This window comes from Halobacteriovorax sp. JY17 (assembly GCF_002753895.1).
Lineage (GTDB): Bacteria > Bdellovibrionota > Bacteriovoracia > Bacteriovoracales > Bacteriovoracaceae > Halobacteriovorax.
Map to the genome: position 1 here is coordinate 748,364 of NZ_NJER01000002.1, position 24,476 is coordinate 772,839.

Below are 24,476 nucleotides of genomic sequence, written 5' to 3' on the forward strand. Positions count from 1 at the left end.
AATAAAATAAATACTATATAGATTAGATAAAGGATGGTTAGTCGCATGAAGACTATATTTTCTTACCTAGCAAAATGCTTTGTTACTTACACTCTCTCATTTGCACTCTTACAAGTTCAGGTTTTCCTGCCAATTGAAAACTTGAGGCACGCTAGTGGAAATGTCATGGCCGCCAATGACGGGGTAACTCTTGGAGAAGATGGTGTTGCTACGAAATCGGGTAGTGTTGACTTAAAAAATGAGAAAGGAAATGCTCTTCTTGATCATCTTTCAATGCTTGCATTTGGCTTTTTTACGTCAAGGGCTTTAATGATTTGTAAGCCATTACCAATGGATGTAATGATTGCCGCTGCAGGTGGAGTTATTTACATAGGTGGTGAACTTTATACTTTTAATGCTTTTAAAGATTTAAAATCAAAAGATAAAGTTACTTATAACTCTAGGGAAGATGGCGAAAATGAAAAACAAATAGAAATTCTCGAGGCCCAAAAGAAGGGCTATGACGATATCGCTAAAACAGCTAAGACTAAGGCCATGATTCAAATGGCTGCAGGAGCAGCTTATGGTATCTCAGCAGGATATGCACTCCTTAAAAGTGCTGAATTCGGGATGGAGACAGCACATTGTGGTACCTGCTCCGTTACTACTGCTATAGCAGCTAAGCTTGAACTTGAAAAATTTGATCCTTCAAAGCCTTCAGCTGTTACCGCTCCTGTTATTTACGGGTTGTGCACAGCTATGGAAGCTGGTGCTCTTTCGGCTAGTTTAGAGCCGAGCTGTACCCAAGCAGAGGCAAGTTGTGTACTTAATGCAGCAACTTGTTCTCAAGAAGTTATGATTTGTAATCCTAGTGGCGCTACTATAATGGGAAGTAATACTCCTGATGCATTTCAAAAGTTTGCAAGTAAAGGACTGAAGTTTCCAGAGATAGAGTCTGTTATGGACGATAATTTTATTGCAGAAACAATTAAAGAGACTTATTTAGAGGGCTTTCAACGTGAGTTTCAGCTTTCAAGTTTTATAGATAAGTCTAATCCATTTTATGATTTAAATAAGAAAATGGAGTTTGATGAAACAAATTTTGAAACGCAAGTTAACTCCTATGCTAGAAATAGGGATATGAGTAGATACTATCAAGGTGAAATCTCTTCAATGTCAGTTGAAGAATTTTCTAGTTTTAAAAAATCAATGTTTGAACTAGAGGTAGGTTCGAGTTCAGATAACCTTGGTGAGAGTCTGAAGCTAGTTCTTCATTCGGGAATTGATTTAATCATTCCAAATACTCATGCAGGAAGTATGATGACAATGCTGGGTGGTGTTGCCGGAATTGCTCTCGCATTATTTAAGACGACAAGTTATTTGGTTGATAACTTTATGGCGACGCCTGGTAATAGAGGGCTTATTTGGATAGTGGGAGCAGGATTAGCTTTAGTCGCTTCAAATTCTAGTAAGAAAATTCAAGAAAGTGCTGAAAAGAACTCAGGAAAAATTCAAGAAATTATTAATAAACTTAACAGTCAAGGTCAAAAGAACGTCGACTCTCTAGGGGGGAATAGACTTGCAATTCCGTCTCAGATTCCATTTAAGTTAAAAGGGAATGCTCCTTTATCAATTGGCCCTGATAAAGCACCATGTGCTGATAAGCCAGGAACTTCGGGGTGTGGTTCTTTAAGAAGTGGTATTGAGAAGAATGCTGGCTTTGCTAGTCTTGGTGGGAGTTTTGGTGCTCTCGCTGGAACTGCAGGTGCAGCTGCTGATGGAGTTACGGGAAGTGATAATATTCCATCAGCTTCAGTTGATGGACTTGTTCAACTTTCAAAAGAGAATAATGCTGTTCAGAAGAAATTAAGAGCAGTTCAAAGAAAGTTTAATCAAGCACTAAAAGAAAGTGGTAAATCTCCTCTTGATTTTGAGAAATTAAATGAGAATATCTTAGCGAAGCTTAGAAAAAACACACAAGCAGCCCTTGCTAAATCTGGTAAATCTGCAGCAGATGTTTTAGCAGCTCTTGGGCCTGTTGCTAACAGTAAAGAAGAAGAAAAGCCAAAAGTGGCAGCTACTCCGAAAAATGAGAAATTAAAAATGACTTCGGGAACAGCTAAGAAAAATAATGGTGGCTTTAAGTTAGATCTAGAAAATGAAGGCTCAAATGATGCCCTTCAGAGTGATGAAGTTCTGGCGAATCAGGCCGCGGCAAATGCTTTAAACGGCGAGGCTCAGGATGATATCGTTGCAAATAAAGATGTATCAATATTCAAGGTTATATCTGTTCGTTATTTAAAATCTGGTTTTAATAAATTATTAGATGAAGAAGTTAAGAAGTAAGTTGAAAATTGTGTCCCATCTTTCTGATGGGGCATTTCATATTTGGGCGGAAATCCTGCCGATATATTAAAAATGTCATGGAGTTTAAAATGGCGGTCCCGGCATGCGACGCAATCAAAATGCGTTAGCATTTTGGTGGTCGCTTTACCGTTGTGCAATTGCGAAACGTCAGTTTCGAAATGCATGGGCGGAAATCCTGCCGATATATAAAAATGTCATGGAGTTTAAAATGGCGGTCCCGGCAGGATTCGAACCTGCGACCATTCGCTTAGAAGGCGAATGCTCTATCCAGCTGAGCTACGGAACCGTTGATTTTCATTGGATTGGAGACCTAAATTAAGGTAAAAAGAGGTAGTTGTCAAGATTCTTTGATATGTTAAATAATTAAAAATACAAAGGTTACCCAATTCCTTGTAAAATATACTAGAAGATAAGTGAACATTTATTGAGAATATATGAAACTAAATAAATTATCCCCTAAAAGCAGAGAAGAGCTCGAGACTCATTTGAAGTCGAAAACTCCTTCGTTCTATCACAGCTCTAAAACTTCAACAGTGATTCCCTACGATCATATCGAAAGCTATTTAGAAGATTTAGGGGTCTTAGAATTCACAATGGTTAATCTCACTGAGTTACCTACACATATGGAATTAGATGGTGAGGGAAATCTCACTATTGAAGGTCCCGTCACTTGGCAAGAGGCGAAGGCGTATTGTCATTCAAAGGGCAGAGATATCATGACCTCGCCCACAGAGGAGCTTGCTTGTATTCTTGCAGGCTTTGCAACCTCGGCAACTGGTGAGCGCTGCTTTGGTTTTGGAACGCTGAGGGATCAGGTTATTTCGCTTGAATATTTAAATTCTAAGGCCGAAGTGCACACGTTAAGTTCTAAGAATAAGTTACCTATTAATAAAGAATTGGAAGAGTATCAAAGAAGTTATAATTCCTTTAAGGATTTTAAGAATGCGCCTTTTCCACGAATGGAAGTTGAGACGGACCTCCTGACTGGAACGGAAGGGCAGCTTGGAGTTATTACGAAAGCTATTTTAAAGACAACAGTCCTAGAAGATAGAACTTTTATTTTCATTAAACTTCCAAAGTGGGAGGAAAATTTCTCTAAGCACTTAGAAATTTTTTCTAAGGTGCAGTCTTTTAGGGATCGAATTTTCTCTTGTGAATTGCTAGATTCTAATTCGATGGCAGTTCTTCCTGAGGAAGAGAGAATTATTGAGTCTGGTGATCTTATATTTTTAGAGGTTCGCTCTAGTGCCTTTGAAAGCGTATATGAAGACCTAATTTCAAAATTTGAATTAATCACAGATGAAGATATGTTTGAAGTTCCTGCGGCGAAGAGTCATAGGCTTAGAATGAATGTTCCAAGATTTACATTTGAGCGTAATTCTAGAATGGGCGTAGTTAAGAAGGGGACAGATGTTCAAGTTTCCCCTGAAAAGTTTCCGGAACTCTTAGAGATCTATAAAGAACTTTCTACACTTGGTATTGATTATAACCTCTTTGGTCATTTTGGAGATGCACACTTACACTTTAACTTCTTACCTGATCAAACGAAGGTCGAAACTTGCCAAGAGAAATTGGAAGAGTTGTATAGAAAGGTTAAGAGTATTGGTGGGTCTCCATTTGCAGAGCATGGAATTGGCTTAATTAAGCAGAAGTTTATTGCTGATTTCTTAGATCCTTTACACTATGTTGTCTTTGACCAAATAAAGAATGAGCATGATCCAGAAAATATATTATTTCCAATGGGATTTTTAAATTTAAATAGGAGTATTGGTTGAGAGCTAGGATTTATAAATCTGATAAGCGTCAATTTGAATGTAAAGTTGAATCGACTGGCGAGATGGTTAAGGCCAATGCTATTGGAAATCTCTTAAAGAAAGGCGAGACTCTCGTTGTAGGAGATTGGGTTGGACTTGAAGAAATTCCAGAGACAAATGAAATTATTATTACTTCTCTTGAAGAGAGAGGAAGTGAAATATTTAGAATAATCGTTCGCGAGCAAAGAAAGAAGGTTACTGCATCTAATTGTGATCTCTTAATTATCTTAACATCAGTTTCAAAACCAAAATTTAAGCGTGGTTTTATCGATAGATTCTTAGCAAGAGCAAGTCAGTGGGGGATTCGTCCCATTGTTGTTTTTAATAAAATGGATGAGTTTGATGACGACTTTGATATTTTATTTGAAGAAAGAAGGCTTGAAAATCTTGGCGCAAAATGTTTTGAGATATCGGCCCTTAATCCTGATTACAAGCAGAGGTTTCTTTCCAAAGGTTATGAAGATTTGAAGAATGAAATTCATGACAGAACTTCTATTTTTCTTGGTCAATCAGGAGTGGGAAAGAGTGAGACAATTAACACTCTCTCTGAAGGAAAGTATAAATTAAAAACTAATGTAATTGCGAGAGTTGGAAAAGGGTCCCACACAACAACTTGGTCTGAAATTATTGACCTTGATGGTTTTTGTACCATTGATTCTCCAGGAATTAGATCTTTCTCATTAGAAGACGTTGATCCAGAAGAGCTCTTAAGTTTATTTCCTGATTTAGAAGAGATCGCCGGGGAGTGCAAGTTCTCAAATTGTGAGCATCTTGAAGATTCTAAAGGCTGTGTTTTTTGGAGTAAGTATTCTCCTGAATCTGAAGAGGGGGAGCTTATTCATAGTAGATTGGATTCCTATCTTCGTATTTATGAAGAAGTTTCGGCACAGCCATTTTGGCAGAGAAAATATTAGTCTACTGAAAACAGTAGGTTATGGATATTTCTTTGCTTTATTCTCTTAAGTTTTCAACGATTACTCCGATAAGTCTCTTGATGTAAAAATCTTTAGGAGACCTAGATGACTGATAAAGTGTTGGATTTTGTTGAAAAGAGAAAAGAGAATGTAGAATTAAAGCGTAGAAATTTTGAAAGAATTCTATTTCAAAACTTTCTTGGGGCCTATTCTGTTATTGATCAGTCCGGAGTTATTTATCCAATAGATCTCGTTGATATCTCCAATGAAGGGTGCCTCTTTCAAATTCCTTGGAATGCGAGTAGAGACTCTAAGTTTGAGCAAGACACAGAGATTTCTATGAGAATGTACTTTACAAATGAAAGCTATGTTCCTGTAATTGTTAATGTTAAATACGGACGTGAATATATTGGTAGGGATGGAAACACGTATATGCAATATGGGTGTGAATTTGACCAATCACTACCTTCGTTCACGGCCATGAAGAGTTTCATTGAATTCATGTACTCTTTCGCTGAGCATTCCGCCATAGATAAGGGCGACCGAAAAGTTTATTTCAGATAATAATACTATATAAGGCCCCTTTCGAAGGGGCTTTTCTTTTAAGAATGTTCCATTCGTGATAGAAAATCTTCTATGAAATTAGCAATATTAGGCAGTGGTCCTCTCGCTTTAGAGGCAGCGCTACACTTTGACAAATTAGGTGCTCACGTCACTCTCTTCTCTAGGGGAGAGCTTGGGGGAATGGCAAAGAGAGTAAATTCATTTGCTAGCGAAACTTCAATGGAAGAGACTTGGGGAGAACTCACATCGTCCGTTGGAAGAGAAGCTCTTAGTTTGAGTGTTGATCTCTCTGAGATACCTAGTAATGAGGAGTATTTTAAAAGCTATTTCGCTCCTCTCGTCTCCCTTGGAAGTAATTCGATTATAATCAAGCCTGGTAATGTTGAGAGAGTTCATAAGCGCTTTCTATCACTCTCTGAGGAAGTTCCAGGTAAATCTAGATTACACGATCTTTTTAGAGTTGTTTTTTCTGCAGACCCAAAGAAGAATATTTTAAATCAAGTTGAGAGCAATCCAGAGCTTTTTGAAAAACTAGGAGAAGATGTTCTAGCTTCTTTAAGTGAGTCGGTTGAATCTTTTGAAGATTTTGATCTAGTTATCGACTCTACTGGAACGTTTGAATTTACTTACCCTATGGGACCTTCTAATTCTTACGCTTTGAATGAGTCTAGACTGTCGAGTACTTCAAAAACTTTCTATGGGCGAGAGTGCTTGAGTAGCTACTCTGAAGTTACAAAGAGTTCGAAGCATATTGCTATCGTTGGCTCGGGACATTTGTCAGCTTTACTTCTATGTGAATTAGATCTTTGGTTGGATGAAGACTCAAGTCGAGTTGTTTCACTGGTTACAACGGAAGATAGACCATTTGAAAATTACTTAGCGGGAAATAGAGAGAGCACTCTTGGTATTATGACCACAGAAGTAGTTAGTAAGTACTTTAGTAAATTACAAACGGCGAGAAGAGATTATGAGAAAGATCTTTTTGAGTGGCGAGGACTAGAACCTCATATAAAAGCAAAAAAGGCCGCCCCTAAAGAGCCTTCGTGCCAATTAAATATTATTACTGCAAGTAATGTAACTTCACTAGATAAATTACTAGATAGAGAAGGCCTATTTGTAACTTGTGAGACCTCAACCTTTAGGAAATCAACTGACGGACTAGGGGAGCAGATTTCAACATTTTCATGTGATGCTATTTTTGTGTGCACAGGTCATAGGGCCAATCATTCTATTGCTAATGGGTTGAGGGTTGAAAATATTGGAAAGGGTGAAAGTATTTCATATTCTGAACCTGGTTATTTTACTTTGACTGGTGTTGAAGCCGGTAAGACTTCTCTTTCAAATGGGTTGAAGAAAATTCCTCGTATTGAAAATGAAATTATGAACTTTTTTAGCAGAGCTTAATTTGAAATATATTTTACTATGTACATTCTTACTTCTATCAAGTTGTTCTTCTTATACTCTCAAAAATTATGAGAGAAGAAATGAGAGAGAGTACGAAGATGGTAATGGTGTTATTCAGTACTTCTTGGCAGATCTTCCAAATTGGGCGAACTTCTCATCTGCGGGAAGCTGTCATCGAAACTTTCCCGTTAGATATTTAAATATTAAAAACTTAAGAGATAGTTTTTCTCTGAGTTATGAAGAGGCCATTCAGTTTCAATTGATGTTCAATGAGTTTTCTGAAGAGAGAAAGAAACAAGCTTCAGCAAGCTATATTCCATTTAAAGATGAAGAGAAAATTTTCTATACAGTGCTAGATAAAATAAAGGCCGGAATTAGAAATTTTTCTAGGCCAAAATATAAAGTTGTAAACCTTATTTGGGTTGATATTGCTTTGGAAGATAAGAAATCGCTAGCAAGAGTTAAGAAGGCCCTAGCAAGTGAATCTTTCCAGGAAGGACATCCTGTCTTTGTTTCTCTGTGCATGAATAGAAGAGAGTTAAGAGGATATATTGAGAAAATGGGCTTAAAGATTGCTGGAGCGAAATATATGAGCTACGAGCTTTTAAATCCATTCGATCATAATAATAATCTCGTTGCAGTACCAATTATAGATTTAAATAAAATATTTAATAAGAACCAGAAAATACAACTCTTTCTCCCTAAAGATAAGCCTTTTGAGTTTAAGGGGCAGGTAAGAGTTAGAAAGTTTTAATCAAGGAGAACGATATGTTTGGTATGGGTGGAGTAAAGAAATCAGATCATAAAGAAGATCTAGATAGAGTAACAGTAAATTTTCAAACAACTCTTGGAGAGTTTGAAGCAGAGCTTTACGCAAAAGAGTGTCCAGAAACAGTATGGAACTTTGTTAACCTAATCGAAGGAAGACAAGAGACAAAGAAAGAAGGACCTTATTATGATGGTCTTATTTTTCACAGAGTTATTTCTGGATTTATGATTCAAGGTGGATGTCCAGACGGAAACGGAATGGGTGGTCCAGGTTATAAATTTGGTGATGAGTGTACTCCTGAACTTAAGCACGACAGCGAAGGTATTTTCTCTATGGCCAATGCTGGACCTGGAACAAATGGTTCTCAATTCTTTATTACTCTTGGAGCAACTCCACACTTAAATGGAAGACACACGGTCTTTGGAAAAATTACAAGTGGTATGGATGTTATTCATAAAATTGGAACAACTCCAACAGGTGGAATGGATAGACCTATTGATGAAGTTGTAATGGAAAAAGTTACTGTAAAAAGATAAGAAATTAAAAGGCCCGTCTAGGGCCTTTTTCTATGACTCAATTCTCTCGATCATGAGTTGAATATATTGATTTCCATTAAAGTGATTTACCCCAAGAGTGAAGTAAGCAGTAAGTTCATCATCATCTCTTTCTTGAGCATTATAAAGATCTTCAGGGTGAGCGATTCCCCATTTTCCAATATAATTAAAGCTGATACCTTTTAGCTTACAAGTAGGGTCTTTCTTAGAGCTTAGATTCCATCTCACATGGACATCTTTTAAGAGGTCAAAGCTATCAAGTCTAAAATTCTTCATTTTAAATAGTGGCTTCTGATTTCCCATTCCAAATGGCTCTAGCATCTCAAGTTCTTTTAAAAGCTTTGGGTTTATTTCATGAGGTTCGATTTCAACATCAAAGTAATTTTGAACAGTTCTTTGAATAGCTGGAACCTTAGAAATTGTTTCAAGCATATTCTTCTTGAAGACACTTAAGTTCTCTTTTGGCATGGAAAGCCCTGCTGCCGCTTTATGGCCACCAAACTTTAAAAAGAGTTCAGAATTTTCAGCTAAACAGTCAAAGAGGTTTAAGTCTCCTGCGCTTCGAGCAGATGCTTTGATGATTCCATCCTGCTCTGAGTTTGTGAAAACTATGGCAGGAACTTTAAATGTTTCAACAAGTTTAGAAGCAACTATTCCAATGACGCCTTCGTGCCAATCGGCAGAGTAGACAATTGAGGCCACATGCTCTTTTCCATCTAAGCTCTTAAGTACTTGCTCCTTCGCAGAATTAAAAACTTCTGCTTGTATGAATTTTCTTTCTTTATTACAAATTTCTAGATGAGAGTAGAATTCAAAAGCTTTCTTATCATCTTCAATCGTTAAGAGTTGAAGTGCTTTTTCTGGGTGATCTAGTCTTCCCTTAGAATTAATAAGAGGGCCAATATTAAATGATAACTTCTCAGAAGGAACGAAGCCTCTCTTTCTCTCTTCAGGGGAGAAGAAGGCCTTAATTCCGTGGTACTGAGTTGTAGGGATTTGTTTTAATCCGTGCCTTACAATTTTTAAGTTTGTTGGGTTTAATTTTGCTAAGTCACAAATGGTTCCAATGGCCGCAAATTGTAGAAGAGGGTAGAGACTAGGGATATCTTGTCCTCTAGCTATTAGATCTTCTCTAATTTGAACAGCAAGAGCGAATCCAACAGTAACTCCTGCTAAGGCCCTTAGTTCAGAGTTTTCTGGCTCATCTCTTCTATTTGGATTTATGATGGCAAAGGCGTCAGGCATGACATCTCTTGCATCTTTATGATGATCGGTAATAATTAAATCAATACCAATTTCTTTAGCCCTATCTGCAGCTTCATTATTTGTGATTCCGCAGTCGACTGTGATCATTACTTTATAACCATCTTCGTGGGCCTTATCAACTGAAGGAGGATGTATTCCGTAGCCTTCAATAAATCGGCTTGGCTGAATAAGACCTACTTCGACATCAATCATTTTAAAGAAGTGATAAAGAAGCGCACAAGATGTTGTTCCATCAACATCGTAGTCTCCGTAGATGGCAATTTTCTCGCCGTTATCCATGGCCTCTATAACTCTCTTAGATGAAATATCTAAGTCTTTCATAGAAGTAAGAGAAGGCATGGCCTTTAAATCCCATGATAGAAATTCTGTTATCTCTTTTGGACCCATATCTCTTTTGTCAAAGATACGTTGAATAACAGGATGGAAGCTAGGCTGCATCTGTGGTTTTTGTGAATTAGTAACATGTGTAGTGTGTGTAGTTTGCATTTAGAAATACTAGCATAGCGTGAATGGAATGACTTGTGATTAGGGGTGCGTTAAGAGATTGAGTATAGGTGAAAACTAAAAGAAAAAGGGCCAAATGAGGCCCATATTTTCTACCAAATTACTTGAATTCCCTTAATGAGATCATCTTCATGGAGTTCATCAGAACCTAGAAAAAGGTTTTTAAACTCTTCTGAATTCTTCGCATGAACTTTACCGAAGTAGTTCGTAGGAAGAAATGATTTCTTACAAGAAGGACACTTGCTAGCTTCTCTAGCCGTCTCAAGTAAATGTCCGCAACAGTGGCACTTTTTAATAATTACTTTCTCTGTTACTTTTCTTGATCTGATTTCCGCTTTCATTGTTACTCCTCATAAGTACACACGTAGTAACATCTATCCTTGATATTCTTTTACGCCCTCATCCATTGAGTTGCTAATAAACTAATCGTGAATATTAAGGAAATATTTAGATAAAAGTGGAAAAAAGTGCCGGCTAAAAAGAGTCAACTTTAGAAATAAAAAAGGGACCAATTTGGTCCCCTTTTTTATCTTTTTGTTTTTATTAGAAACTGTAGTATCCACTTGGGTTTCTAGATGATTCAGGCTGGAACATATCTCTAATAGAGTAGTCGTTACTGAATCCACCATATGGTCTTTCTTGTTGGTAATAGTTATTTGTTACATATTGTGGCGCTGCGTATGGGTCTTGCATTCTCATTCCTGTTCCACCGAAACCAAAGTTTTGTTGTGGAAATTGTTGTCCATATCCAGTTAGTGGATTAGTTAGCATATTTGGTGCGTAACTCATCTGGTTTTGATTCATCATTCCTGCAAACATTTGAGGAAGTCTCATAAAGTTTGCCATCATCATTTGGATAACAGAATCAAATTCTTTCTTTTCTTTTACGAAGGCCTTATTTTCTTTCTCTAGTTTTGCAATCTTTTCAATTCTCTCTTCTTTTTCTTCTTTAAGAGTTTTTATTGCGTCTTTAGATTCTTTGATTACTTTTGTACTATCATTGATCAAAGCTTGTAATTCAGAGATTTTATCTGTGTTCACTTTGATTTCTTCTTGCTGGCAAGAAATAGTATTATCCTTTTCTGCAATAAAACCATCTTTTAACTCAATATCTTCTATTTTTTTAGAAATTTCTTCATCCTTTGCAAGAAGCTCAACTTCTTTTCTTGCAAGTTCGTCTTCTTGTAATTGAGAGATCATTGCAAGTTCTTCCATTTGTTTGTCGAGCTCTTCCTTAGCAAGAGTTAGGTCACTATGATCTTGTTGGAGTGAAATTAGAGAAGTGTCTAATTCAACTATCTTTTGATCTTTCTCACTTATAGATTCGTTTAACTTCTCGATTGAAAGATTTAGTCCTTCAATACTTTTGTTAAGATCGTCATTAGCACTAACGGCTTGTGCTAGAGCAATATTCTTAGCATCAACTTGAGCAGAGAGGTCGTTAAGAGCTAAGTTTAAACTCTTAGACTTTTGATTTTTCTCTTCTAAGTTTGATCTAAGTTTTGCAATTTCTTCTGAGTTGGCTTTCCCTGATGATTCAAGAGCTGCAATTTTCTTCGATAGCGCTTTCTTAGCATCATCTGCTTTGAAAATTTCTTCAGCAAGTTTCTTATTTATTTTTGTTAAACCACCGATAGCTTCTTTGTGCTTAACTTTTAATGATTCCATTTTTCTTTCAGCAGCAATTTTTTCACTTTTAGCATTTGCTAACGCATTTTTTAATTCATTTATTTTTCCAATATTAGCGTATGCAACACCTTTCTTCATTTGAGATGAAAGCTTTGTTTCAATTTCAACGAGTTTCTTTGTTACTTTTATCATATCGCCATTTGCATTCTTCATTTCAATGGTAACTTCTTCCATTCTGATTTTTTGTTCTTTGATATATTGTGCAGAAACGTATTCTGCAATGATAGGATTTTCTACAGAGGCTACAGACCTTGTATTAGAGTAGTTAATTGTTTGATAGATTTTTACTGCTCCAAAAGTTGCACTAAACATACTTAAGGCAATAAGTGATTTCATCATTGGCTTTTTCATATTATCTCTCCCAGATAAATATTCTTAAACTAAAGTGTAGATATAGTTATATATCCAAGAAATATGCCAAAATGTGTATCTGTAAGAGGTTAAATTTATTGAAGAATGTCTGTCTAAAGTTTAGACAGTGTGTAAAAAATATTCAAAAGGACCTAGGTTTTAATGCCTAGGTCCTTTAGAAATAGGGGGGGAGAGATATTAGTTAATACTGAAAGCCTCAGCTTCAATACTTGTTCTATTAAAGTTAGGTATAAAAGGTTGTGGTGTATGACCAGCAACATTGTTAAATGATCTTGTTTCTCCGAGCCTTTTTGATGAGTGGTTCATCATTTGTCTTGCTCCTGAGAAGTCTTGTTGCATAAAGTTTAGCCATGACGAATTATTACTATTGAAACTCATCAATGGATTGTAGTTCATAAATGGGTTCGAAAAGTATCCAATCCCAGGCATCTGAAAAGACGTTTGAAAGCCTTGTCCAAAAATCATACCCATGGAAAGTATTTGTTGGAATCGATTCGGCACATTTTCTTCTTTTGAAGCTAGCTTATCTTCATCTTCTCTTTCTTCTTTTAGATCGTCTTTATTATCTTTTTCTTTCTTATCGACCTTTGCTACGGCCTCTTCCTTATCCTTTAATAGGTCTTTTATTTGCGCAGAAAGTTCATCAATTTCGTTTCTAAATTCACAGGCCGTCACATCGCGTACGACAGCCTTTATTTCAGTGATTCTCTTGCTTAGATTGGTAATGATTTCCTCGTTACTCGCCATGTCGGACTTAAGCTTTATAATGGACTCATTTTCTTTATCTTCAATTTTCTCTTCCACTGAAGTTATTTGTTTCTTAATAGACTTCAGTCCATCTTGAATATTCTTCATGTCAGACAGAAGTTTTTCTTTCTCTTCTTCAAAGATTTCGGGCTTATCTGAATCTAGTGCTTTTATAGCACTTTCTCTCTTTGCTATTAATTTATTAAGATCTTCTCTTGTCCCATCAATAAAGGACTCTAGGTGTTCTTTATCAAAGTTTTCAGTTCTATCTTTTATAATAATTTCTTCACTAGAAGCAATTGTTCTGTAAACACTCTTTGGTGTTTCGTAACTAAATTGATCAACGAGATTTGGTGTACTGAGTACGCAAAGTGTTGCGAACCCAAATAGTATTGGCTTTTTCATTATAATCTCCCTATTTCTAAAAAATAAAATATCTCTCTGAGATACATTACAAAAAGCGGGCCAGAATAAAATTAATCTAAGTGTATGAAAGAATAAAAAATGTAATTGTGAATGTGTATAAAATAGAAAGAGTGTGTAAAGAAAGTGAACAAAAAAAGGGCCGAATAATTACGGCCCGAAAGATTATTGAATATTATTCATATTCTGCATTGATTGATTAAAAGCATTTTGGATCTTCTTCATCATCTCTAATTCTTGCTTATATCTTAGAGTTTCAATTTTCTTCTTAACCATTAGCTCATTTCTTTTTTCAAGTTGCTCTCTAAAAAGTTTTAATCTTTGAGCAGAAGTTAATTGCTTTCCTTTTGTTGGAGCAGAGTAGCTTCCATCTATATCAATTGGCATATCAAAATCAATATTAGATGACTCGTATTGAGCGTAAGATGTACTTGTAAGTAAAAGTGCAACTAGAACTAATTTTTTCACTGCTAATCTCCATGTCTTTAATTTTTTCCATTTCTAACTTTTTTGTCGCAGAATGTAAAATCACATGAAGAAAGTATAAACGCGTAGCGTCTAGTGTTGATTTATGAGAGGGAATGAGAGTTGAATAGTTATAAAGATTTCAGTTATTTAGGCTTTTTTATGGTTATATACTTCTTTAATTTTTCAATCAAAGAGGCAAAGCATTTTTCTGAATAGACGATAATATCATTCGCCCCATACTCAAATGCGTTAAGAACTTCTTCTTGATCAGTACCATTAGAAATGAAAATAATTGGAAGCTCAGTCTTTGTATTTGAGATTCGGGCCAAGCTTAAAATCTCTAGGCCAGGCATATCGGCTAAATTTCCGAAGATGATCAGGGCTGCGTATGAGTTCTTTTCAAGAAGATGAATAGTTTGAAAACCTTCAAGAGAGAGTTCGACTTGGTGTCCTTGAGCTCTGAGTCTCAATGCAAAGTTATTTCTTCTGTCAGGATCACCATCGACCATTAATATTTCAGTCTTTTTCATATCTCACCAATATAACGTCAAATATTAACCTAAGGCAAGGGGTGGGAGATCATTCCTTTTCTATCAAATGGACTGAAACGTTAAGGTATAGAAAACTCTTTCTACATTATCTCCGTTCTTACTTACGACATTCTCTCTTTGTTCATGAGAATTAATTAGTTTAAATGAGTGTGAAAAGAGTGAGTGCACCTGAGATACGTCATAGAGATTAAAGTTTTCTTGAGTGAAGGGAAGTTTCTCCATGAAACTTTTTTCTGCAAAACTAATTGTAACAAGACTTTTCGGTTTTAAGGTTCGATGGATTTCTGAGATAAGAGGCGTTTCCATGGCCTAGTTCAAGAATTCTTTCCTTATTTAATATTTGAAGTTCCTTAAACGAAGAGAGGATCATGGAGAGATTACTCTCACTCATCTGCTTGGCAATTTCAATGCCTTTCTCACCTTGTGGGTGAGAGAGTTGTTCAGATAATTCGTTAATGCTTAGATTTTTCATAGAGTAATTCTATGAATCAATTATCGAATTGTAAATTAAGATAGATTAAACTCTTTATTCCTTAAACATTGATTGGAAATGTTTAGATGAGTCTGGAAATTTTGCGACAGCTTTATCAATTAGGTGAATAATTGAATTTGTCTTTCTTTGCGCTTTTATTGAGCTTAGAATGACTGCCTCATAAACTTTGATATTGGCAACACCAGATTCCGCGAGGGGAATACCTTTCTTAAGTACACTATTAATATCTTTATTACAGTAATCAATTTCAATTTCTAAACTCTTGTAGAGAGGGTTTTCCCCGTGGAGAGATTCAAATTGTCTTAGAACTTCAAAGCCTAGTTTTACTTCCTTATGTTCAATGAAAGTAGAGATAATATTCTCTAAAATAGAAAGTTTCCCGGAGGAACATTTAACTGCCTCAAGTAAAGTTTTAATTCCTTTTTGTCTTTCTCCATTTCGTAAGAAGAATTTACTACAAATAACAAGGCTAGCCGCTATATTTGTTTTAATTGAAGGGGATTGAACTTCTAAGCTTCTAAAAAATTCTGCATACTTAATTAAGTCTTCATATTGGTGGTTCGCAATTGATAAGCGTATCAGACTTGGTAGATTATCCGGGTTTATTGGATAGTGCTTAAGTAACTTTATTGTATGTGTGTAAGCTTTCTTCCACATCTTTATGTTTGAATATTCTTCAGCTAATGCTTTTAAAGAGTGGTAGTGGGCATGATTTACTTCAAGGGATTGTTCATATAGCTTTAGAGCTTCTTCTAGATTACCTTCTTCTTGATGAATTCTTGCATCTAGATAGAAAATCTCATCTAAATTATCGAACCCTTCAGCTAAGGGAGCTAATTCTTTTTTGGCCCTTTCTAAATCATTTAAAAAGATAGCTTCTTTTATTGAATGATAAGACTTTATAAATGGAGTCGCATTCATTTTTCTTTCAATTGTTTTTAGTAAACTTTCGGCAATTGATTTTGCTGTAAAGGGCTCTGCGATATAATCATCCGCTTCTGTATCTAGTATCAAGCATGAAGAAGCGATACTATTTGGTCCAGATATGAGAGAGAAAATAGCATCTTGTCTATTTGGGAAAATATTTAAATGGGTCTTTAGAATATCAATTCCTTTTTGGTCTTGAACTTCAAAGCCTGCAAATACGATATCAATTTTTAGATCGTTGATAATTTCACAGGCATCGGAATTATTATCAGCAATAAAAATATGCTGAACTTTAATACCAAAGGTAGAGAGGATTTTCTTAAGTGTTGTACGAGTCGTTTTCTTTGTTTCTGCAATTAGAACCTTCTTATTTTCTAAGTAGGACTGAATTGCTTCGACTCTCTTTGGGTTCATATCATCAAAGATCATTTCTTCACCTCTTCAACTAAAGAGGTTATTTTATCCTGCTGCTCTATATATTTTGTGATTATTGATTTCCATTCATTGGTCTTATATTGAGAGAATTTAACCTCAATTAAAACTTGATCTTCATCCACTTGACTTAGGTCTATAACTTTTCCAATTAAGGTAATGGACTCAATAGATTCTGGAGGTGGGAATTTTTGCAGCTTCTTTTTTAGACGACCTAGAAAAATTGCGAGAGTCAGGTTGTGGCCTGATTGGCAGATATTTTTAGGCAAAGTAATACATACAGAATCTTCACGGAGTTCTGTGATATTGATTAATTGACTCTCTAAGTAGGATACGCCTGACGTATCATTTCTAAGAACTAAGTCATGACTTAGTTCTTGGTATTGTTCGAAATTTAGAGAATCGCTTATAAGGTTTTTTTTAGCAGCGCGATCATTCATGCCTTCTATTTTAGATGGAAAACCAATTTGAGACAAATTGCCTATAAATATGGAACTTTAGTACCGTTTTTACTTAATAAGTGACCACTAAAGTGGTATGTTTCGGGATTATAAGCATTTACCTTACCCTCTCCTCCAGGAATATCGATGATGTAATTTGGCATGGCCCATCCGGGGAGCTCGTCTCGTAAAGTGGAGTAAATCTTTCTCCCTTCTTCAAGAGAAAGCATGAAGTGAAGTCCGCCTCTTACTTGATCAGGGTGGTGAAGATAGTAGGGACGAATGTCTAATTTAATAAATTCGTTAATGAGTGCGAGTAGGTCTTCTTTTGAATTGTTAATATCTTTTAGGAGAACACTTTGCGAGAGGAGATTAATACCATGGTTTCTAAGTTTCTTAATTGCTTCTCTGTTTTCCTCTGTAAATTCATCTCTGTGATTTGCATGAACCACTAAATGAATTTGTTGAAATTTCGTTTTAAATTCTTTGATCATATCGCAGAAGGTTTCAGTAATCCTACTTGGAAGAATAATCGGAGTTCTGGTGTGAAAGCGAATATACTTTATATGTGAAATCTTGCTGAACTTTGTAAGATAGCTTTGAATTTTTTCATCGCTAAGAATTAGAGGATCACCTCCGCTGAAGATAATTTCTTCAATTTCTTCATGCTCTCTTATATAAGAGAGAACCTTCTCAAAATTTGATTTAAAGAGTTCGTCATTGGTACTGAGTTCATTCTTTCTAAAGCAATAGCGACAAATAACTGGGCACACTTGAGTGGGGAAGAAGAGAATTCTATTTTTATATCTATGAACAATTTGAGAGATTGGCGACTGATGATGGTCTCCTATAGGATCAATAAGCCCTTCGGTGCTGGTTTCTTCATGTGTGGGGAGAAATTGTCTTCCAAGAGGTGAGTCTAATCCCTTTTCTCTTATTCTTTGGGCGAGAGATCTTGGTATGAGAATTGGATAGCCTGTCTTTGGAAAAGACTTATTAAAGAAAGACTCAAGGGCTTCATGAGATTTAATAGATTGCTTGAATTCCTCCTGCCAGCTCTCCATTAGTCATCAAGTCCTTTTACATATCTTCTTCGGGCCCATTTGGCACAACCAAAGATTAAGAGAGCACCCATGGTGGCAATACCTGTAAAATGAATAAGAACAGTTTGCGTATCCATTGCGCCAGAATTGTTTAGTGTATACCAAATCCAGCGAAGTAGTACTAAGTGTAAGATGAGGATGATTAATTGTTGAATTCTTAAATTTAAATTCTTCTTTGTTATATAGCTCATTTCTTTTCCATTTTTTCTTTTAAGACTTTCTTTTCATCAGCACTAAGTTCTCTTAGTTCTATAATTTTCTTTAAAGAAAATGATTTATACATATTGCTAACAAGGCAGTGGGCGTAGAGCATATTTCCTTGTGGCATAGGAAGAAAGCTTATAGGGCGCACTGGCCTAAATTGATTCTTTAAGCTTCCGCCTCGGTATTTGATCTCGATCATTTCTTGATCTTTTACTTTGTCTTGTAAAGGTTTTAATTTTTTAGGAATTTCAAAATCTTCTTGTTTAGAGAAGTCTTTCACTTTAAAAAGATAAGCTTCGTTTAAAATTTTTCTATCTGGTTTTTTAAAAACTCTCAGTCCTCTTTCAAAAACTTTTAAACAGGCGATGGCATCATCTAAAGCACGGTGGTGGTTTTCAAGAGGAATTTCTAATTCCTTAGTTAAAGTTGCTAACTTAAAGTTGGAGCATCCTCTGAGAGAAAACCTCGAAAATTTACAAGAGCAATAGATATGAGATTCGCCAAGCGGGAGTTTATTTTGGTGCATTCCAAAAACTAGGAAGCCTAAGTCAAATTTTGCATTGTGAGCAACGAGAGGAAGACTTCCAATAAAATTTATGAACTCTGGTAGAACTTTGTCTAAAGTTCTCTTTCCTTGCACCATGTCGTTTGTGATGCCATGAATATCAATTGTAAATTGAGGGATATCTATTTGTGGGTCAATAAGCTCGTCAAAAACTTCTTCGCCGTAAGGCGTCACCTTAATGGCGGAAAGCTCTATCACCTTATCAATAAGGGGTGAGAGCCCAGTGGTCTCTAGGTCGAGAGCGACAATTCCATTGGGGAATGATCTTAGTAGAATTTCTCTCTCTTCCTGCGTAAAGTATGCCATTTTCACCCTTAGTCACGCGTTATTTCTTAAGTCATGGAGATCACTTTGAGTGACACTTTTCATGGCCAAATTCACAAAGTATTGATATTAAACATGAACTTTTATTTGCTGATATTTTCAACTCTTAGTCGAGTAGTCATATATCTTAAAACACTGAAGGATACAAATATATGAAGAGTTTTGATGTTGTTGTTATTGGAGCTGGGCCAGGTGGATATGTTGCCGCAATTCGTGCTTCACAACTTGGAAAGAATGTTGCGATTGTTGAAATGGATAAGTTTGGTGGAGTTTGTCTAAACCGTGGATGTATTCCAACTAAAGCAGTTCTTAAGTCTGCTCACTCTGTTCACGAAATAGCTGACATGAAAGACCTTGGTATCAACGTTGAGTTAAAATCTTTAGACGGTGGACAAGCTGTTAAAAGAGCAAAAGGTATAAGTGATAAAATCTCAAAAGGTGTTGAGTTCTTAATGAAGAAGAACAAGATTACTTCTATTGAAGGTAAAGCTATTCTTAAAGACAAGACAACGATTGAAGTTAAGTCTAAGAAAGGTCACACCGAAACAATTAAAGCGACAAATATTATTCTAGCAACTGGTGCTCATTATAGAAGCTTTCCAGGGCTTGAGCACGATGGGAAGAGACTTATTGGAGCTTGGGAAGCTATTAAGATGGAGAAATTACCAAAGTCTATCGGTATCATTGGTGCTGGTGCAATTGGTGTTGAATTTGCCTACTTTTGGAATGCTTTTGGAGTAGATGTTCATATTTTTGAACTTCAAAAGAATCTTCTTCCAATTGAAGATACTGATTCTTCTAAAGAAGTTGAAAAAGCGTATAAGAAATATGGAATCAAACTCTCTCTTGGAGTTGAAAAAGTTTCTGCTAAGAATAATGGAAATGATGTAACAATCACTGCTGTAGAGAATGGTAAGACTGTTGATTATAAGTTTGAGATGGGTCTTATCGCTGTTGGTATGACAGGAAATATTGATGGTATCGGTCTAGAGGCCGCTGGAATTAAAACAGATAGAGGTTTTGTTTCTGTAAACAATATGTATCAAACAAGCGCTCCAAATGTTTACGCAATTGGTGATCTTGCTGGACCACCTCTTCTTGCACACGCAGCTTCTCACGAAGGTGTTGTCGCGGCAGAACACATTTCAGGACTTCACCCTCACGCAATCGATGCGATGAATATTGCTGGTTGTACTTACTGTCAGCCTCAGGTGGCTTCAGTTGGTTACACTGAGAGAGCTCTTAAAGAAAAAGGGATTAAATTTTCGGTTGGTAAAATTCCTTTCCAAGCAAACGGAAAAGCTATGGCCTCAAATGAGACCGCAGGATTTGTTAAAACTCTTATGGGTGAAGACGGAGAAATGCTTGGTGCTCATATTGTTGGAACTCAGGCGACTGAACTTATTCATGAGTATGTTCTATTTAGACAAATGGAAGGGATTGATGAAGAGATGTTCGCTACAGTTCATCCACACCCAACTCTTGGAGAATTCTTAGCTGAGTCTGTACTAAATGCTAAGGGTAGAAGTTTAAACTTCTAAGGTTTTAATTAAGTTAATAAAGAATAGGAGACATATATGAGACACGAAATCGTAATGCCACAAATGGGTGAGTCGATCACAAACGGAACGATCACTAAGTGGCATAAACAACCAGGAGATATGGTTGAAATTGACGAGATTCTTTTAGAGATCTCTACAGATAAAGTTGAATCAGAAATCCCTTCTCCAATCGCTGGAAAAGTTGTCGAAGTTATCTACCCAGAGGGAGATACGATTGACGTAGGAATTCTAATCGCTGTTATTGATGATGATGCTAATGCAACTGTTGGTGGATCAGCTCCGGCTGCTTCTGCACCAGCGGGAGCTCCTGCATCTTCTGTGTCAGCAACGCCTGTTGCAGGTAGTGAAAGAATGGACGTTGTAATGCCACAAATGGGTGAGTCTATTACAAACGGAACGATTACTAAGTGGCATAAGCAACCAGGTGATATGGTTGAAATTGACGAAATTCTCTTAGAGATTTCTACTGACAAAGTAGAGTCTGAAATTCCTTCTCCTGTAGCAGGAAGAGTGGAAGAAGTTCTCTTCGCTGAAGGTGAGACTATTGATGTTGGGATTAAGATTGCTTCTATTGAGCAAAACTTAGATGTTCCATTTGGACAGAGTGGAGCAGCAGCGACATCAACTCCTGCACAAGCAACTTCAACACCTGCGGCGACAACTCAAGCTCCAGCAGCGAGTACAAACTCAGGAGAGAGAAGATTCTATACTCCTCTCGTTAAGGCACTTGCTACTAAGCATGGTGTTGCGCTTTCAGAATTAGCAAATATCTCTGGAAGTGGAGCAGCTGGAAGAGTTAATAAAGCTGACTTCATGAATTTCTTAAATAATAGAGGATCTGCACCAGCAGCAAGACCTGCAGCAGCGAGTGCTCCTGCGGCTCCTGTAAAATCTTCTGTTCCAGCATTCTCTTCAACTGATAGAGTTGAAATTGTTCCAATGGACAATATGAGAAAAGCAATCGCTAAGAATATGATCGCTTCGAAGATGACTTCACCACACGTGAATTCAATTGATGAAACAGATATGACAAATATCTTTAAGTTTAGAGAAGGCTTTAAAAATGAATTCAAAAAACAAGAGGGCTTCTCCCTTACTTATACTCACTTTATTCTCTACGCACTTGTACAAGCGCTTAAAGAATTCCCTGTTGTTAATGCATCTATAGATGGTGACAATATTGTTTACAAGAAAGACGTTAATCTAGGTTGTGCAGTAGCAGTTCCGGGGAACGGTCTAGTTGTTCCAGTAATTAAAGGTGCTGATAATCTTAATATTAGAGGAATTGCTAGAAAGTTAGATGAACTTGTTCAAAAGGCAAGAGCAAAGAAGCTTACAATGGATGATATGAGTGGAGGTACTTATACTTTTACTAATAACGGTTCATTTGGAATTCTTGCTGCAACACCAGTAATTCTTCAGCCTCAATTAGCAATCTTTTGTGTAGGTACAATGAAAAAGCGTCCAATTGTTACTGAAGATGATGCGATTGCAATTCGCCAGATGATGTACGCAACTCACACTTATGATCATAGACTGATTGATGGAGAAGTTGGTTCTAAGTTCTTAAGACACGTAATCAATACGCTTGAGACTACTGATTGGGCACAATTATTCTAATTAAGATTTAAAGTTTACTATAAAAAAGCCCTCGTTCTGAGGGCTTTTTTTATTATAATTATTCTACTTCTCTGTATGCACAGTAATTTTCTTTTTCCCAGCTAGTACCAAACTTTTCACTATAAGATCTGTAAGTATCAATGACTAGACGACTTCCTGTAAATTCTAAGTGTAGCTGACTTTTAGATTTAGCCGCTCCAAGTCTTCCGAATTTGATTTCTTTAGAGACAAAAATTCTATTATTATTTCTTTCTGCATTATACTTTGTCTTTGTTCTTGTTCCATGTGAAGTATTCATATCTCTATGTACTTGAGCTCCTTCATTAATATTTTCAATTACAACTTCACCTTCAGCAGAGTCCTTATTGAAATAAGCTCCCATAACATCTGATAATGTTAAACTTATTTGATTCTCTTTCTCTGTGAGTAGCATCTCTTGAGGGCAATCCGTAGTATCAGAACTAATAAGTTTATATTGATAATCTTGAGCAAAAGTAGAACTCATTAGAGTTACGAAGATAGTAAGTACTTTCATTTTTATTTCTCCATTATTGTTTTCTTAATTATGCATTTAGTATCATGCTTAATAAGCACGAATCAGTAGCAGTGTAATAAAGATAAGAAGAATGAAAAAATTATAATAGATATTCTGCATCTATTCCTTCAATGCTAGAAAAGAGAAAAAAACTAAGGATATCTCATGTACAAATCTCTATTATTTCTTGTATTTATATTTTCTCTAAACTCTGGAGCCAGAATAATCTCTCCAGAGCAAGTTATTGGCTTCTCTGACTCAAGTTTTAACTATAATTCTCAGGAAGAAGCTACTCAGGCTACTTTTTGTTTTCTTGGAGACTTTGAAACAACTTGTGAAGAAATCAAGAACGCTGCTTATAGAATGAATGGAGCTTACTATCAAGGCGCTCATGATAAAATTGAACTTCTTAAGTGTGAGTTAAGTTTTGGTGATTCTCACTATCAAGAAGACGAAGTTAAAGTGAGTTACGAGTTAACAGATGATTATGGTGGATATTTTTCAGTAACAAGAGCGATTAAGAGCTGTAAGCGTAGTCGGTTACTATAATTCTAGAAATGACAGGCCCACAAAAGTGGGCCTTTTTATTTAATAGTATTCGCCTGAGCTGTAAGTCGCATCATACATTCTTGCAACACCGTGAACGCGAACATTGCCCTTGAGTCCTGCAAACCCATAGATCATACTGTCGCCGTATACTCTGGCATTATCCCAAACACCTGCTTCTTCAAAAACTTGGGCATTTTCAAATACGATAGCATTTCCCCAGACTCTTGCATTGTCATATACCTTGGCGTGATCTTTAATGATGGCATTTCCTGTTATTTGAGCACTATTTAAGATCTGAGCATAGTCGCAAATTTGAACACCTTTACCGATATAGGCCATTTTTGAGACTCTAGCTGTTTCAGCTACGAATCCACCAATTTCTTCTCCGTGATTGATGTGAAAATCGCCACTCGCTCCACCACAAGGTTGAGTCGTCGCAAGAATAGGTAATGAGAATAAGAATAGAACTAAAGCTTTCATAAACATCCTTTTTTATAAATTTAAGAAAATTATAAGCAAGGATTAGTTAAATGTAAATTTGATGAATTGAGTTTTAGAGACTACCATACTTATATATCAATTCTTTGGAGAGTTATGAAGGTCTTGCTTTTTATTTCATTAGTTCTTTTATCATCTTGTGCAACCAGAAAGAGGACTGCGCTAGATTTTGATTTTACTCTCTCTGATGATTCTAAAGAGTCTCTCACTCTTTGGGCAACGAATTACTATACTCCTATTTTTCAAGCAAGAATGAATGGGATTCCCTTAAAGGATCTCGGCGAAAATTCACTAGTAAATGGAGTTTACCCCGTTCTTCTGACTAAGAAGGAGTGGTGTTTTTCAGCAATGGAAGGCTCTGTTGCTATAAAATTTCCTGGTGGAGATCAAAAGACTTTTAACTATGCAGGAAAGACTTCTAGACAAGTGGATTGCTCACCGTTCTTTGGAGAAGACTTTCCTGAGACAGATAAAGTTCGCTTTAGGGCGGCCAATAGCCGTTGGGGAGATGGAGTTCAAAACTATTCTCTTATTCCTTATCGCACGATTGCCGTTGATCCAAAATTTATTCCCTTCGGAAGCGTCATCTATATTCCAGAGGCTAAAGGCGTAAAATTCATGTGGGTTGGAAAGCAATTTACACACGATGGATTCTTTTTCGCTGGAGATAGGGGAGGAGCAATTAAAGGTCCCCATATTGATGTCTTTACTGGAAACTCAAAAAACCACGAATTTTCCTTTATAGGAAATCGTAAGAGTAAAACTTTTGAAGCTTTTAAGATTGAAGATGATGAGGTGATAGAAGATCTTACGAGATTACATAAGATCTTCTATTAGTA

26 protein-coding genes and 1 tRNA gene are annotated in these 24,476 nt (G+C 36.3%); 11 read left to right on the forward strand and 16 right to left on the reverse strand.

What is annotated here, in order from left to right:
- Positions 1-45: 45 nt before the first annotated feature.
- Positions 46-2,325 carry a hypothetical protein gene (locus tag CES88_RS11765; RefSeq protein ID WP_290734571.1) on the forward strand — a complete coding sequence of 760 codons (2,280 nt, stop codon included), beginning with the start codon at positions 46-48 and terminating at the stop codon, positions 2,323-2,325.
- A 230-nt stretch (positions 2,326-2,555) separates the two neighbouring features.
- Here the strand turns inward: CES88_RS11765 and CES88_RS11770 are convergent.
- Positions 2,556-2,632, reverse strand: a tRNA-Arg gene (locus tag CES88_RS11770).
- A gap of 148 nt (positions 2,633-2,780) precedes the next feature.
- On the opposite strand from CES88_RS11770, the gene CES88_RS11775 reads away from it, so the two are divergent.
- From CES88_RS11775 to CES88_RS11800, 6 genes are all read left to right on the forward strand, one after another.
- On the forward strand, positions 2,781-4,121 hold the full coding sequence (locus CES88_RS11775) for an FAD-binding oxidoreductase (protein WP_290734573.1): 1,341 nt from the start codon (positions 2,781-2,783) through the stop codon (positions 4,119-4,121).
- The gene (gene rsgA, locus CES88_RS11780; protein ID WP_290734575.1) at positions 4,118-5,074 is read left to right on the forward strand and encodes a ribosome small subunit-dependent GTPase A; all 957 of its coding nucleotides are present in this window, start codon (positions 4,118-4,120) and stop codon (positions 5,072-5,074) included. Before CES88_RS11775 ends, rsgA begins: the two co-directional genes overlap by 4 nt.
- Positions 5,075-5,179: 105 nt before the next feature.
- Positions 5,180-5,638, forward strand: a complete 459-nt coding sequence (locus CES88_RS11785) for a PilZ domain-containing protein (protein ID WP_290734576.1) — start codon at positions 5,180-5,182, stop codon at positions 5,636-5,638.
- Between the two features lie 72 nt (positions 5,639-5,710).
- Positions 5,711-7,042 (forward strand): hypothetical protein, encoded by a 1,332-nt coding sequence (locus tag CES88_RS11790; RefSeq protein ID WP_290734577.1) that lies wholly within the window; start codon positions 5,711-5,713, stop codon positions 7,040-7,042.
- Between the two features lies 1 nt (position 7,043).
- A complete protein-coding gene (locus CES88_RS11795) occupies positions 7,044-7,796 on the forward strand; it encodes a hypothetical protein (protein ID WP_290734579.1) in 753 nt (250 codons plus the stop codon).
- A gap of 14 nt (positions 7,797-7,810) precedes the next feature.
- The gene (locus CES88_RS11800; protein ID WP_290734581.1) at positions 7,811-8,347 is read left to right on the forward strand and encodes a peptidylprolyl isomerase; all 537 of its coding nucleotides are present in this window, start codon (positions 7,811-7,813) and stop codon (positions 8,345-8,347) included.
- 30 nt (positions 8,348-8,377) lie between these two features.
- On the opposite strand, the gene recJ is transcribed toward CES88_RS11800, so the two are convergent.
- The 13 genes from recJ to CES88_RS11865 form a co-directional block, all read right to left on the reverse strand.
- Entirely contained in the window at positions 8,378-10,117 is a 1,740-nt protein-coding gene (gene recJ, locus CES88_RS11805; RefSeq protein WP_290734583.1) for a single-stranded-DNA-specific exonuclease RecJ, read from the reverse strand.
- 110 nt (positions 10,118-10,227) lie between these two features.
- Positions 10,228-10,476: a hypothetical protein gene (locus tag CES88_RS11810; protein ID WP_290734585.1), complete on the reverse strand. Its 249-nt coding sequence runs from the start codon at positions 10,474-10,476 to the stop codon at positions 10,228-10,230.
- Positions 10,477-10,678: 202 nt separating this feature from the next.
- Entirely contained in the window at positions 10,679-12,175 is a 1,497-nt protein-coding gene (locus CES88_RS11815; RefSeq protein WP_290734587.1) for a hypothetical protein, read from the reverse strand.
- 198 nt (positions 12,176-12,373) lie between these two features.
- A complete protein-coding gene (locus tag CES88_RS11820; protein ID WP_290734589.1) occupies positions 12,374-13,348 on the reverse strand; it encodes a hypothetical protein in 975 nt (324 codons plus the stop codon).
- A 183-nt stretch (positions 13,349-13,531) separates the two neighbouring features.
- Complete coding sequence (locus CES88_RS11825) at positions 13,532-13,834, reverse strand: hypothetical protein (protein WP_290734591.1); 303 nt, start codon at positions 13,832-13,834, stop codon at positions 13,532-13,534.
- 143 nt (positions 13,835-13,977) lie between these two features.
- On the reverse strand, positions 13,978-14,364 hold the full coding sequence (locus tag CES88_RS11830) for a response regulator (RefSeq protein WP_290734592.1): 387 nt from the start codon (positions 14,362-14,364) through the stop codon (positions 13,978-13,980).
- Positions 14,365-14,427: 63 nt separating this feature from the next.
- The gene (locus CES88_RS11835; RefSeq protein ID WP_290734594.1) at positions 14,428-14,607 is read right to left on the reverse strand and encodes a hypothetical protein; all 180 of its coding nucleotides are present in this window, start codon (positions 14,605-14,607) and stop codon (positions 14,428-14,430) included.
- 19 nt (positions 14,608-14,626) lie between these two features.
- The gene (locus CES88_RS11840; protein WP_290734597.1) at positions 14,627-14,857 is read right to left on the reverse strand and encodes a hypothetical protein; all 231 of its coding nucleotides are present in this window, start codon (positions 14,855-14,857) and stop codon (positions 14,627-14,629) included.
- A gap of 54 nt (positions 14,858-14,911) precedes the next feature.
- The gene (locus tag CES88_RS11845; protein ID WP_290734599.1) at positions 14,912-16,234 is read right to left on the reverse strand and encodes a hypothetical protein; all 1,323 of its coding nucleotides are present in this window, start codon (positions 16,232-16,234) and stop codon (positions 14,912-14,914) included.
- Positions 16,231-16,677: a hypothetical protein gene (locus tag CES88_RS11850; RefSeq protein WP_290734601.1), complete on the reverse strand. Its 447-nt coding sequence runs from the start codon at positions 16,675-16,677 to the stop codon at positions 16,231-16,233. Before CES88_RS11850 ends, CES88_RS11845 begins: the two co-directional genes overlap by 4 nt.
- Positions 16,678-16,718: 41 nt before the next feature.
- Entirely contained in the window at positions 16,719-17,741 is a 1,023-nt protein-coding gene (locus CES88_RS11855) for a KamA family radical SAM protein (protein WP_290734603.1), read from the reverse strand.
- The gene (locus CES88_RS11860) at positions 17,741-17,971 is read right to left on the reverse strand and encodes a hypothetical protein (RefSeq protein WP_290734605.1); all 231 of its coding nucleotides are present in this window, start codon (positions 17,969-17,971) and stop codon (positions 17,741-17,743) included. Before CES88_RS11860 ends, CES88_RS11855 begins: the two co-directional genes overlap by 1 nt.
- Positions 17,968-18,855, reverse strand: a complete 888-nt coding sequence (locus CES88_RS11865; protein ID WP_290734607.1) for an exonuclease domain-containing protein — start codon at positions 18,853-18,855, stop codon at positions 17,968-17,970. Before CES88_RS11865 ends, CES88_RS11860 begins: the two co-directional genes overlap by 4 nt.
- Positions 18,856-19,025: 170 nt before the next feature.
- On the opposite strand from CES88_RS11865, the gene lpdA reads away from it, so the two are divergent.
- Both lpdA and sucB read left to right on the forward strand, forming a co-directional pair.
- Positions 19,026-20,414, forward strand: a complete 1,389-nt coding sequence (gene lpdA / locus CES88_RS11870; protein WP_290734609.1) for a dihydrolipoyl dehydrogenase — start codon at positions 19,026-19,028, stop codon at positions 20,412-20,414.
- Positions 20,415-20,450: 36 nt separating this feature from the next.
- The gene (gene sucB, locus CES88_RS11875; protein ID WP_290734610.1) at positions 20,451-22,055 is read left to right on the forward strand and encodes a 2-oxoglutarate dehydrogenase, E2 component, dihydrolipoamide succinyltransferase; all 1,605 of its coding nucleotides are present in this window, start codon (positions 20,451-20,453) and stop codon (positions 22,053-22,055) included.
- A gap of 58 nt (positions 22,056-22,113) precedes the next feature.
- Here sucB and CES88_RS11880 read toward each other — a convergent pair whose 3' ends face one another.
- Entirely contained in the window at positions 22,114-22,590 is a 477-nt protein-coding gene (locus tag CES88_RS11880) for a hypothetical protein (protein WP_290734612.1), read from the reverse strand.
- 165 nt (positions 22,591-22,755) lie between these two features.
- Between CES88_RS11880 and CES88_RS11885 the strand changes: the two genes are divergently transcribed.
- Complete coding sequence (locus CES88_RS11885) at positions 22,756-23,139, forward strand: hypothetical protein (protein ID WP_290734614.1); 384 nt, start codon at positions 22,756-22,758, stop codon at positions 23,137-23,139.
- Positions 23,140-23,178: 39 nt separating this feature from the next.
- Here CES88_RS11885 and CES88_RS11890 read toward each other — a convergent pair whose 3' ends face one another.
- Positions 23,179-23,619: a hypothetical protein gene (locus tag CES88_RS11890; protein WP_290734616.1), complete on the reverse strand. Its 441-nt coding sequence runs from the start codon at positions 23,617-23,619 to the stop codon at positions 23,179-23,181.
- A 114-nt stretch (positions 23,620-23,733) separates the two neighbouring features.
- Here CES88_RS11890 and CES88_RS11895 point away from each other — a divergent pair, with 114 nt between their 5' ends.
- Positions 23,734-24,474, forward strand: coding sequence for a 3D domain-containing protein (locus CES88_RS11895; protein WP_290734618.1), 741 nt, complete (start codon positions 23,734-23,736; stop codon positions 24,472-24,474).
- Positions 24,475-24,476 lie beyond the last annotated feature (2 nt).